Here is a 13166-nt window from a genome sequence, read left to right on the forward strand (position 1 = left end):
AATATTTTTAATAAGGGGGACATTCTTAATGTTTAAGAACATTAAATCTATCGGTTTCATTGCATTGCTTGCACTAGTACTTTTATTAGCTGCATGCGGCGGTGGAGATGAAGAAGACGCAGGGTCTGATGATAATGGTGGAGGCGAAGAAGCTTCTGGAACAGAACTTGGTGAAACAGATCTTACCGTTCCATATGTTGCTTGGGCAGGCGCTATTGCTCGTACGCCTTTAGTTGAACAAGTACTGGAAGAAGTAGGATACAGTGTAGAATCATCACAAGTTGAAGCAGGTTCTATGTGGACAAGTGTTGCCAATGATGATGCGGCATTTATGACAGCTGCATGGCTTCCAGTGACACACCAATCTTATTTGGATCAATATGAAGATGATATCGAAGAGCTTGGTAATTTCGTGGATCAAGCCCCTCTATCATTGACCGTTCCATCATATATGGATGTTGATTCCATTGAGGACTTGAAAGATAATGAAGAGTTGGGTGAATCAGTAGACTGGACGATTACTGGTATTGATCCTGGTGCTGGTGTTATGCAGAATACAGAAACAGCAATTGAAGAATATGAATTAGACAACTGGGAACTATCTTCAAGTTCTGAAGGTGCCATGCTGTCTGAATTACAGTCTGCCGTTGATAATGAGGAGCCAATCATTATTCCAGGTTGGCAGCCACATACAATGTTTGCAACAATGGATCTAAAAATGCTTGATGATCCTCAAGAAATCTATGGCGGTGAAGGTGACCGTATCGCAGCTGTAGCACATGAAAGCTTCCAGGAAGATTCACCTGCAGCATATGAAGTAATGCAGCGTTTGCTGGAAGATTATGATCAGGACATGGAAAACGAACTGTTAGCTGCAATTGACGAAGGTGCAGAACCAGAAGAAGCAGCAAGTCAGTACCTTGAAGACAATCCAGATCTTCTGGAAAAATGGACAGAAGGCTTAGGTGAATAATTGCCTTTAAGCAGATGGTGAAAATATGACCATTATAAAAACTTCCCTTTCAAGCAGACAAAGGTTTGCTGGAAGGGAAGTTTTTTTCATTCATTAAATACTGTCGTTTACTCCACTATCAATTATCAATAAAACCGGACATAAATCTTATTCTATTATATTTACCGCAGTGTAACTGGTTGTAAGGCTCCCACTTCAAAAATTGAAAAAAATCGAAAATTCTAAGTGGGAGATCTAACAGCCAGTAACGGCCCGATTTGTTCAACTAACCTTCAGTGGGGGAGGAAAGAAAATCCCCACTGAAGGAAGTTTCACTTTATGTCCGGTTTTTACATGCAATAATATAAAATAAATTGAAATGAAGCGGATGATAGAGTCGAAACATAAAATAATGTTCGTGTTTTACATTGACGTGTCTTTTTTTTATTGATAAAATACTACATGGTGATTTAAAAAACAAATGATGATAAGTGATTGTGCTGTCATGAGTAGATATAGATAAATGATCATGCAGAGCAAGGATCTTCATATATAAAATCAATCTTGGAGGTGCACGATGTCCTCAGTAGTAGTTGTAGGTACGCAATGGGGAGATGAAGGGAAAGGTAAAATTACTGATTTCCTGTCTCAAAATGCAGAAGTAGTTGCTCGTTATCAGGGCGGAAATAACGCTGGTCATACGATTAAATTTGATGATGTAACATACAAGTTACATTTGATTCCATCCGGCATTTTCTTTAATGATAAAACGTGTGTACTTGGAAATGGAATGGTTATTGATCCAAAGGCATTTGTAGAAGAAATTGCTTATTTACATGAGCGCAATGTTTCTACAGAAAATCTTCGTATCAGTAATCGGGCGCATGTGATTCTTCCTTATCACTTGAAGCTGGATATTCTTCAAGAGGAAGAAAAAGGCGAAAATAAAATCGGTACGACGAAAAAAGGAATCGGTCCTGCTTATATGGATAAAGCGGCACGTGTCGGTATCCGTGTTGCAGATTTAATGGATAAAGAAGTATTCCACGGGAAATTAGTGCAAAACTTAAAAGAAAAGAACCGTTTATTTGAAAAAGTATATGAGTCTGACCCGATTCAAGTGGAAGAAATGCTTGATGAATACTTTGAATATGGACAGCAGTTGGCTCCTTACGTAGTAGATACATCCGTTGTTTTAAACGATGCGATTGATGAGGGAAAACGTGTCCTGTTTGAAGGTGCACAAGGAGTAATGCTCGATATTGACCAAGGTACGTATCCGTTTGTAACGTCTTCTAACCCGATTGCTGGCGGGGTTACGATTGGTTCTGGTGTCGGTCCGACAAAAATCAATCATGTAGTAGGTGTGTCGAAAGCATATACTACTCGTGTTGGTGATGGTCCTTTCCCAACCGAATTACATGATGAAGTAGGAAACCAAATTCGTGAAGTTGGCCGTGAATATGGTACAACAACAGGTCGTCCGCGCCGTGTAGGCTGGTTTGACAGTGTCGTTGTCCGCCATGCGCGCCGAGTGAGCGGAATTACGGATTTATCCCTCAACTCCATTGATGTATTAACAGGTATTGAAACATTAAAGATTTGTGTTGCCTACCGCTACAAAGGGGAAGTGATTAAAGAATTCCCGGCAAGCTTAAAAGCATTAGCGGAATGTGAACCGGTATATGAAGAAATGCCCGGCTGGACAGAAGATATCACAGGAGTGAAAACATTGGATGAACTTCCTGCCAATGCACGTCACTACTTAGAGCGGATTTCCCAGCTGACAGAAATTCCTTTATCTATCTTTTCTGTTGGTCCAGACCGTTCGCAGACAAATGTCGTAAGAAGTGTATATCGTCCGTAATAAAATAGTAAAATAGATGATTAAAAAGAGGCTGTCATACGAAGGCAGCCTCTTTTTGCTTTGCATAAAGTTCTACGCTATTTGTGAAACATAGATTTTGACGTAGAACCTGGTTTTATTTCAAAAAGTTATCTAAAAGATGAACGTGAATGGATGTAAAGTAATAGTAGAATATATGAATTCTACAATAATTAAACATGTTGTCAACAAGACATAATTGCAATTTTACGTTAAAATAGAGAGAGTAAGTCTATAATTCCGGAGTTTTTAGTAATGATACGAATGAAACCGAGTGAAGGCTTTATAATAAAGAGGATGAAACCTTGATTTTATATGAAACAGATGAAAATAAACAAAATGACTACAGAAAATATTTAACTAAAAAAAGGATGTGCAATCAATGAGTCAAAAAATACTAGTTGTTGACGATGAACAGCCAATTGCAGATATATTACAATTTAATTTAGAAAAAGAAGGTTACCAGGTCGTTGTAGCCAATGATGGAGATACAGCAATAGAACTTGCTGAATCCGAGCGTCCTAATTTAATTTTATTAGATATCATGCTCCCTGGAAAAGATGGAAATGAAGTATTGCGTGAGATACGTAAAACACAAAGCGTTCCTGTTATTATGCTGACTGCAAAAGATGCAGAAATTGATAAAGTGCTTGGGCTGGAGCTGGGTGCAGATGATTATGTGACCAAACCGTTCAGTAACCGGGAATTAATTGCACGTGTGAAAGCAAACCTGCGTCGTGAAAATGTACCGGCAGATGAATCGACAAAAACATCGAGGGATATTGTGATTGGCGATTTAGCTGTTCATCCAGACGCTTATGTTGTTTCCCGCAAAGGTGTAGAAATTGAATTAACACATCGTGAATTTGAGCTATTACACTATTTGGCACGTCATATCGGACAAGTGATGACACGTGAACATTTGTTGGAAACGGTATGGGGTTATGATTATTTTGGCGATGTACGTACAGTGGATGTGACAGTCCGGCGTTTGCGTGAAAAGATTGAAGAAAATCCGAGTAACCCGTTGTGGATTGTAACAAGAAGAGGTGTTGGTTATTATCTGCGTAATCCTGAACAGGAGTAAGGATGTATGAATAAAGTTGGTTTTTTTAGGTCGATCCAGTTAAAGTTCATTATTATTTATATCTTGCTGTTAATTTTAGCTGTGCAGGTCATCGGCTCTTTTTTTACAGATCGCTTGGAAGAAGAGTTGATGGATACGTTCAAGGCTTCTGTCACTGAGCGTGTGGAGATGTTGAGCTATAACCTGGAACAGGCCTTTACCAGAGAACGTTCCGAAGAAGACGATAATTTAGAACAGGAAATTCAAGCAATTGTAGATGATGTTAATACAGATAATTTAGCAACAACCATTCATGTGTATGATAGCCAAGGCAGTATTTTAGGGACGAATCAGCTCGATGGGCGGGCAGATATCGGTAAGAAATCCACCGAAACGAATGTGAAGAATACATTATTATTCGATCAGTCCCAGAAAAAAATGTATTTTGACCCGCAAACCGACAGCAGAGTCTATGTCCATGTAGAACCGTTAATTGGAACGGAAGGGCTGTCGGTTGGTGCTGTTCAATTTAAAGCCTCCATGGAAGAAGTCTATAACCAGATTGAAGAAATTAATAATATCTTTTTACAAGGTTCCATTTTAGCAATCAGTATTTCGGCCATTCTCGGAATTTTGGTGGCGCGGACCATTACCAAGCCAATCAAAGAAATGCGTGAACAAGCATTGATTATGTCAAATGGAGACTTCACGCAAAAACTGGATGTTTATGGACGGGATGAGATAGGCCAGCTGGCGGAGACTTTTAATGATTTGAACAGCAGGCTGAAGCATTCGTATGCCACGATTGAAGAAGAGCGGAGGAAATTGAGCTCTGTTCTTTCCTATATGAGTGATGGAGTTATTGCGACAGATCAGACAGGGGCAGTCACATTGATGAATGATGCAGCGGCCAGAATGATTGGGGCAAATCCAGATGATGTCATAGGTGATGATCTTATCGATGTTCTGAACCTGGAAGAAAAATTGGTTGATATCACCAAATTGCCGGACAGCGGTTCGATGATTATTGATTTTAGTGATGAGGAAACGCCATTTATTATACGGGCAAACTTCTCAACCGTTGTAGATGAAGAAGAAGAAGCGACTGGTTATATCACGGTTATTAGTGATGTAACAGAACAAGAGAAAATAGAGCAGGAACGCAGAGATTTTGTATCCAATGTATCTCATGAACTCCGGACACCGCTGACAACAATGAAAAGTTACTTAGAAGCATTATCAGATGGTGCTTGGGAAAACAAAGAAATTGCACCGCGGTTTTTGGATGTTACACAGAAAGAAACAGACCGTATGATTCGGATGGTAAATGATCTGTTGCAGCTGTCCAAAATGGATTCAGATGAATTGCCGATGTATAAGGAAAGAACCGAATTTATGGACTACGTGCAACAGGTTCTGGACCGGTATGAAATGAATCTGCCAGAAACGATTACACTGGAGCGCCATATACCAAAAGGGAAATCCTTTGTATGGATGGACAGGGATAAAATAACCCAGGTGTTTGATAACGTGATTACCAATGCGTTTAAATACTCGCCAGAAGGTGGAAAAGTTCGTGTGAATCTCGAGGTAAGACGCCATATGGTTATTGTCAGCATTCAGGATGAAGGAATGGGCGTTCCATATGATAAACTCGATAAAATATTTGACCGTTTCTACCGTGCCGATCGTGCAAGAACAAGAAAACTTGGCGGCACAGGACTTGGCTTAGCAATTACCAAAGAACTTGTCGAAGCTCATCATGGTAAGATTTGGGCGCAAAGTAAAGAAGGAAGCGGAACGACCATTCTATTTACCTTGCCACTCATGGGATCGAAGCGGGGGAAAGGCAAATGAAATTAGAGACTGCAAAATCATTATTACTGATTATTTTAATAGCTACGAGTTTAGTTCTGACGTTCGGAATGTGGAATTACCGGCCGGAATATGAGCCATTAAGTGATGTAGAATCCGTTGAGGAAGATGATTTAGGCGGTGACATCATGCAAGTACAGGATGCTGTGAAACCGACGGATGTCGTTTTTAAAATGAACGGGCAATTTTTTGGGTATACAGATCCGGAAGACAGCATGCAGTTTTTTGAAGATATTCAGCAATGGGAATTAACAAATATTCAAAGCAGCGATGTGGAAGAAGACAGAGAATCTGGTGCGGAAGTGGAAATCATTTTTCCTTCAGAAGTTCCATTATCGTTATTTGACAATATTTTAAATGTAGATAGTTCATTGACAGACATTACCAACTTTTATACAGACCGGATGTATATTGATTTAGAGGAAGACGAGGAAACCTTGCATGTTCAATTTGTTTCGATGAATGGGGAACAAATTGTGGAAGCGGATATTCCTTCCATGTCTAGCTATGACAGGTTGTTATCGATATTTGGTGAACTGGACGAGGACGATTATGAAGAACAAGAGCTGTTGACAGAGACGGATAGGGATATTTATATCCCCGTTGAACAGAAAATATTAACATCCTATTCTTACACGTTTGATATGATTCCTGCCGGCAATATCAGAAATATTATGTTCAGCAATCCTAATTTGGTGAATGTGTCGGAATCAGCTGCCGGTTCCATTATGTATCGAACCGACAACAGACAAGTAAATATCTCCAATTACGGGATGAAATTTATTGATGTGGCGGAAAGAAATAATGAGCCGACAGAGAAAAGTGTGCTGCAGCAAAGTTTGGAAGATATTAATGATCATGCCGGTTTTACCGAAGATTATCGTTTAGAAAGCTTTACCGATGATAGTGTTGCTTACCGTCTGTTTCATTTTCAATATCCTGTTATCAATAATTCGAACCCGGATTTGTCGATGATTTATCAACAATGGCAGAACGACCAATTAAGTGAGTATGACCGTTCCCTGATTTCGCTGGAAACAGTGGCTAATACCTCTTCAACGGATTTAAGAGAAAGCAGTGAAGTCATAGAAAGTATCCGGAAAGATGACAATGCAGCGGATATTCAGGATGTTCAGATTGCGTATCGTTTAACGATTGAATCCGATGATAATGGAGAGGATTATGTATTACTAGAGCCCGAATGGTATCAGCGAATCAACAATAGCTGGTCAGCAGTACCGAAGCAAAATACAGATGCGCAGCAAAATGAAAAAGGGGGAAGTTGAGGATGCAATGGTCACATATTAAAACACTATTTATTCTCAGTTTCCTTGTCTTGAATGTTTATTTACTATTTCAATTTATCGGCAAGCAGGAAGAGATGGATTTTCCGGAGCTGGAGGTTAGTGATATGAACTTGGATGAGGAGCTGGACCAAGAAAATATTACTGTTTCTGCAGATGTTGATTTTGAAGTTCCGGAACTGAGTTACATCTCTTCCTCCCAAAAGGAATTTTCCCGGTCGGAAATCAGTGATTTAAATGATATAGATGATATAGAAGCGGAGAAGAGTATGGATGATAAGCTATTAACTGTTGAATTCGACTCTCCATTAGAAATACCGGAAGATTTGGAGCAGGGAGAACTGTCTGATCTGGTCAGCCCTTATGTTTTAAATGCTTCTGAATTCAGTTTTGGTACATGGAATCATGATTTAAATATTATCGTTTTCTTTCAGAATAAAGAAGATTATCCGATTTATTTAAATCAACATGCGATGCTTACCTTTTACGTCAATGATGATAGAGAAATTACGCATTATACACAAACCATGGTTGGTGATGCAAACACGCAAGGAAGCACGGACTTGAATACACCAATGATTGCTATTGGTTCGTTGTACCACAATCGTTTTTTAAATACAGAAGAAGACGTAACAGATGTGACGTACGGGTATTATTCCAGAATTGAAGAAGAGGGAGAGGGGACGCAGGTATTTGCGCCGACTTATAAAATAACGGTAGATGATGAACGTGATTATTTTGTCAACGCAGCAGAGTCCTTTACGTATCCGGGGGATTATACCGAATACCTAACAAGTATGCTGGAGGACAATTATTTAACAAAGCTTGATTCCATGTCAAATAAAGATGGTGATCAAATAGCAGACGACCTTATCTCCATGATGGAGGATAAGATTGCACCTTTTAGGAGTGATGATTCAGAATGAGTTTACGTTTTAGTGTGCTTGCATCAGGCAGTACAGGAAATGCATTTTATATAGAAACAGCACAGCAGCGCCTGTTAGTAGATGCTGGATTAAGCGGGAAAAAGATGGACGGGCTTTTTAAGGAGATTGATGTCGATCCATCCAGGCTCGATGGTATTCTGGTAACACATGAGCATAGCGATCATATTAAAGGACTGGGTATCTTTGCGCGGAAGTATCAACTTCCTATCTATGCAAATGAAAAAACGTGGCAGGCAATGGATGCTTCACTCGGCAAGCTGACGATAGATCAGAAATTCCAATTCGAAATGGGTTCTGTCCGGAGCTTTGGAGATATCGAGGTCGAATCGTTTGGCGTGTCCCATGATGCGGCAGAACCCATGTTTTACACATTCCGTAATGACGGTCAAAAGGTAGCGCTTGTGACAGATTTGGGTTATGTATCAGAACATATTAAGAAAACGGTGGAGGATGCCGATGCTTATATATTCGAAGCGAATCATGATGTCGAAATGCTGCGGATGGGACGTTACCCTTGGAATGTGAAACGACGCATTTTAGGAGACTCCGGGCATATTTCCAATGAAGATTCTGGCCTGGCGTTAACGGATATTATTACAGACCGTACGAAGCGGATTTACCTGGCCCATTTAAGTCAGGATAATAATATGAAGGATCTGGCACGTATGTCGGTGAACCAGATTTTAACGGAACGCGGGATAGACTTGGAATTGCACGATACCGATCCGGCAGTACCTACATCATTGTACAACGTCGGCTCTGTAAGCGAACGAGTATAAATAAGTACAGGATGCCAGGATGCCGCCGCTGGTCTCCGGGCTTCGTCTATGGAAGAAAGGCCTTCGTTGTAAACGCCACAGGGATAAAATAGATACTGAGGCTTGTGTAGTTGGGATAAAAAATTCATTTATGCATAAACTGAAATGAATGATACCCACAAACAAGTCTCTTTTATTTTGCACAAATCGCAATTTTGCGTTTAGTTATAAACACGTTTCGGGAATACTTAGGTAGATAGTGTGAAATGAGACTGGGCTTGAGAACACGATGACTCATCCCGCCAAAATTATGGAGACGAATGGATAAGGAGAAGGATATATGGAATATAATGACCAGCCGAATCAGCCGCAGCCGGAATCCAAACCGGATAAAAAAGGGAAAAGGAAATGGCTTGTTCCATTATTGCTGGGGATTATTATTGGCGGAATACTCGTGCTGCTGATTAACCCTGATTTTCTTCAAAAGGAAAATGCAGAGCAAATAAGCCCTGCTGACAAAGGGGAAATCAATGGAAGCGCAAGCAATAACAACGGCTTGGAACAACCGCTGCAAGTAGATGTTTCTACACAGCTGACGGATATTATTGAACAAGTAACGCCAGCAGTTGTAGGAATCACAAATCTTCAGCAGAATGTTTCTTGGGGAGCCGACGCTGATGGCATTGAAGCCGGAACAGGATCAGGCGTTATTTATAAAGTAGAAGGCGGCGAAACGTATATTGTAACGAATCATCATGTGATAGAGGATGCTGATGCTGTCGAAGTGATTATGTATGATGAAACGCATTTGGAAGCAGAAATTATTGGCAGTGATTTATTTACCGATTTAGCAGTACTTAAAATGGACAGCAGAGATGAAGATATGGCAATGGAAATAGGGACGTCGGAAAATTTGAAAGTAGGAGAACCGGCCGTTGCTGTTGGAAACCCGCTGGGAGCCTACTTATCAAGCACGGTTACCCAAGGTGTCATCAGCGGCATGGAGCGTACGATTCCAATGGATTTTAATTTTGATGGGCAGCCTGACTGGCAAGCGGAAGTTATTCAGACAGATGCAGCCATTAACCCGGGAAACAGCGGCGGTGCACTGGTTAATTTATATGGCCAATTAATCGGAATCAATTCCATGAAAATCAATGAAGAAGCAGTGGAAGGGATTGGCTTTGCTATCCCGATAGATAGTGCTATTCCTGTTATCGAGGAATTGGAGGAAAACGGGGAAGTCATCCGGCCGTATTTAGGTGTAGAAATCTATTCGATTGAAGAGCTGCCGCAATATGAGTGGAGAAATACATTGCAGCTGCCGGTAGAAGTAGAAGGCGGCGTGTATGTATGGAGTGTGGAAAACTTATCCCCCGCTGATCAAGCTGGTATCCAGCAATATGATGTGATTGTAGCTTTGGATGGCGAGCCAGTTCATAATACGATTGATTTACGAAAAATCCTTTATGAAGAAAAAGAAGTTGGCGAATCCGTCACGGTAGACTTTTACAGAGATGGAGAGTTACATCAGGAAGAGATGGAGTTAGAAATGCAATAAACAAGTATGTTTGGAGAGTGGATGTTTTGTTCATCCACTCTTTTCTTTTTATCCACAGAAATTAAGAATTATTCACAATCCGTGGATAAAAAAAGAAAGAAATTCTATATTTGGTGTGGAAAATAAGTTCCTATACAATATAACTGCGAACGTTTGTGCATATGTGGATGTAATTGTGGATAAGTTAAGGTTTTCCATAAGCTATTAACAGGATTTTTAGAATTACACAGATGTTGTCCACAATCGGGTGTGCGTTTTGTTTTATCGCAGTGTTTTTCTGTAGCGGTCATACTAACCTGACAACATTGCTGCGCTTACTCGCCCCATCGAAAACCGTTGTCGCAACATCTGAACTAGCACATCCACGTGCGTTGAAAACCACACTGAAGGAAGTTTCACTTTATATGAAAGCCTCTTTCTCTTTCCGTTTGGTCCATAGGAAAGTGAGCAGTACAAGTAAGGTTATATCCAATCGCGATGCAAAGAGAAAAGCAAACATACCCTCATTAGGCAGTATAGGAAGTTTCGTGAAAAAGAGTGCCCCAAGCATGATAAAAATGAGTGGAATAATGCATATGTGGATAAGTATTCTGCCGATTAACAGCATCCCTGCCATCACTTCAAACAATGCTACAAAAAAATATACATAGTTGGATAAAGGTATCCCCATTTGATCAAAACTGTTTACCATCGACAGGTCTATAAATTTCATTAACCCAGAAACGAGGAACACAGCCCCTGTAATATAGCAAATTAACTTTAATGGTTTCACGTGAAACAACCTCCTTTTTACATATTATGCAGAGAGCAGGACAAACTTTCCCTGGATTATGAAGAAAAGCATATTGTTTTCCCAATAGATTAACTATATAATTCACTAATGCGAGCAATATTTTTTTATCGCAGAAAAGAAAAGGAAGGAAGGAGAAAAATGCTGCGTCAATTTTTTTCATACTATAAACCACATAAGCGGTTATTTATTATAGATTTTTCAGCTGCAGTGATTGTAGCGCTGATGGAATTAGCTTTTCCAGTAGCGGTTCAGTGGTTTATTGATCAATTGCTTCCTGGTCAGGACTGGAATGCGATTGTTGTTGTGTCGATTTTACTGCTGCTTGTGTATATCATCAGTACTTATTTACAATATGTTGTTTCCTATTTAGGGCATAAGCTGGGCATTAATATAGAAACAGATATGCGACGGGATTTATTTTATCAGGTGCAAAGGCAATCATTTCATTTCTTTGATAATACTAAAACCGGTCATATTATGAGTCGTATTACGAATGATTTATTTGACTTAGGGGAGCTAGCCCACCATGGGCCGGAAGACTTTTTTATCTCGATTATGACATTCATGGGTGCTTTCTTTATTATGTTCACTATTAATCCAGTCTTGGCATTGATTGTGCTTATTACCGTGCCAATCCTGATTTTCCTGATTACATTTGGGAATATTCGTATGAACAAAGCATGGCGAAAAATGTATGCGAAAATTGCCGGAGTGAATGCGAGAATCGAGGATGCTGTTTCTGGAGTACGTGTTGTACAATCTTTTACTAATGAAGAATTCGAGAAAGAGCGTTTCCAGGAAAATAATGAAAAGTTTCGTATTGTGAAGGTAGGCGCCTATAAAATCATGGGGATTGTTCATTCGAATATTTTCTTTTTGATGCGTTTAATGACTTTGCTTGTTCTTGTCGTAGGTGCTTGGTTCACTTATACCAATCGCCTCAGTTACGGAGAATTGGTCAGTTTTATTTTATTTGTTAATGTGTTAACGACCCCGATTAATAAAATTACAGCACTTTTAGAATTATATCCGAAAGGAATGGCCGGATTTAAACGTTTTTCAGATATGATGGCCATCAATCCGGATGTAGAGGACAAGCCAGATGCTGTCGCGGTTAGTGAATTGCAGGGAGATATCCGTTTTAATCAGGTGAGCTTCAGCTATGATAAAACACAAAAACCGGTGCTGAACGATATCTGTTTTGATATTAAGCGTGGAGAAACGGTAGCTTTTGTAGGACCATCCGGAGCCGGAAAAACAACCATTTCCGCTTTAATTCCACGGTTTTATGATGTGGATGAGGGAGCGGTGACGATTGACGGGATGGATATTCGTGATATGACAAAAGAATCGCTCCGCAGTAAGATAGGTGTGGTGCAACAGGATGTATTCTTATTTACCGGAACGCTGCGTGAGAATATTGCTTATGGAAATCTGGAAGCAACAGCTGAAGAAATCGAGCTTGCTGCCAAGCGTGCCCATATGGAAGACTTTATTAAAGAACTTCCGGACGGATACGAGACACAGGTGGGAGAAAGAGGCTTGAAACTGTCAGGAGGTCAAAAACAGCGTATTGCTATTGCACGCATGTTTTTGAAAAATCCGCCTATCCTTATTTTAGATGAAGCGACTTCTGCGCTTGATACAGAAACAGAAATGATTATTCAACAAGCATTGAACGATCTTGCAGCTAATCGCACTACGATTGTGATTGCCCATCGTCTTGCTACTATAAAAGCTGCCGATCGAATTATGGTTGTAACGAAGAAAGGCATTGAAGAAGAAGGAACACATGAAGAACTTCTACAGAAAGATGGTATTTTTGCGCATCTGCATAGCGTGCAAATGAAATAGCAGAACAGGCTGTGCCCCGGTACAGCCTGTTTTTTAAGACTTTCTTTATTTCCTGGGAAATAAAGCGATTCCGGGTTTACGTTATAGAAATGACTTGTTTCCTTTATTTCTTGAAACGGAAGTCTTACAGCCCGTTATACTATAAAGCGACAAAAGCCCGCCCGTCTATTT

Annotated in this window: 10 protein-coding genes; 9 read left to right on the forward strand and 1 reads right to left on the reverse strand. The window is 40.1% G+C overall.

What is annotated here, in order from left to right; translation table 11 throughout:
- Positions 1-28: 28 nt before the first annotated feature.
- The 8 genes from B7E05_RS01160 (at position 29) to B7E05_RS01195 (ending at position 10348) form a co-directional block, all read left to right on the forward strand.
- Positions 29-973 carry a glycine betaine ABC transporter substrate-binding protein gene (locus tag B7E05_RS01160; protein WP_080871918.1) on the forward strand — a complete coding sequence of 315 codons (945 nt, stop codon included), beginning with the start codon at positions 29-31 and terminating at the stop codon, positions 971-973.
- Between the two features lie 556 nt (positions 974-1529).
- A complete protein-coding gene (locus tag B7E05_RS01165) occupies positions 1530-2819 on the forward strand; it encodes an adenylosuccinate synthase (RefSeq protein ID WP_080871919.1) in 1290 nt (429 codons plus the stop codon).
- 400 nt (positions 2820-3219) lie between these two features.
- A complete protein-coding gene (gene yycF, locus B7E05_RS01170) occupies positions 3220-3924 on the forward strand; it encodes a response regulator YycF (RefSeq protein ID WP_080871920.1) in 705 nt (234 codons plus the stop codon).
- A 6-nt stretch (positions 3925-3930) separates the two neighbouring features.
- Complete coding sequence (walK, locus tag B7E05_RS01175) at positions 3931-5760, forward strand: cell wall metabolism sensor histidine kinase WalK (RefSeq protein WP_080871921.1); 1830 nt, start codon at positions 3931-3933, stop codon at positions 5758-5760.
- Positions 5757-7064 (forward strand): YycH family regulatory protein, encoded by a 1308-nt coding sequence (locus tag B7E05_RS01180; RefSeq protein WP_080871922.1) that lies wholly within the window; start codon positions 5757-5759, stop codon positions 7062-7064. Before walK ends, B7E05_RS01180 begins: the two co-directional genes overlap by 4 nt.
- A gap of 2 nt (positions 7065-7066) precedes the next feature.
- The gene (locus B7E05_RS01185; protein WP_080871923.1) at positions 7067-8008 is read left to right on the forward strand and encodes a two-component system regulatory protein YycI; all 942 of its coding nucleotides are present in this window, start codon (positions 7067-7069) and stop codon (positions 8006-8008) included.
- Positions 8005-8808 carry an MBL fold metallo-hydrolase gene (locus B7E05_RS01190; protein WP_080871924.1) on the forward strand — a complete coding sequence of 268 codons (804 nt, stop codon included), beginning with the start codon at positions 8005-8007 and terminating at the stop codon, positions 8806-8808. The genes B7E05_RS01185 and B7E05_RS01190 overlap by 4 nt, the downstream gene beginning before the upstream one ends.
- A gap of 319 nt (positions 8809-9127) precedes the next feature.
- Positions 9128-10348 (forward strand): S1C family serine protease, encoded by a 1221-nt coding sequence (locus tag B7E05_RS01195; RefSeq protein ID WP_080871925.1) that lies wholly within the window; start codon positions 9128-9130, stop codon positions 10346-10348.
- Between the two features lie 400 nt (positions 10349-10748).
- Here the strand turns inward: B7E05_RS01195 and B7E05_RS01200 are convergent, their stop codons facing one another.
- A complete protein-coding gene (locus tag B7E05_RS01200; protein WP_080871926.1) occupies positions 10749-11120 on the reverse strand; it encodes a DoxX family protein in 372 nt (123 codons plus the stop codon).
- A gap of 159 nt (positions 11121-11279) precedes the next feature.
- Here B7E05_RS01200 and B7E05_RS01205 point away from each other — a divergent pair, with 159 nt between their 5' ends.
- On the forward strand, positions 11280-12995 hold the full coding sequence (locus tag B7E05_RS01205) for an ABC transporter ATP-binding protein (protein WP_080871927.1): 1716 nt from the start codon (positions 11280-11282) through the stop codon (positions 12993-12995).
- Positions 12996-13166: the final 171 nt, after the last annotated feature.

This window comes from Oceanobacillus timonensis (genome assembly GCF_900166635.1).
Lineage (GTDB): Bacteria > Bacillota > Bacilli > Bacillales > Amphibacillaceae > Oceanobacillus > Oceanobacillus timonensis.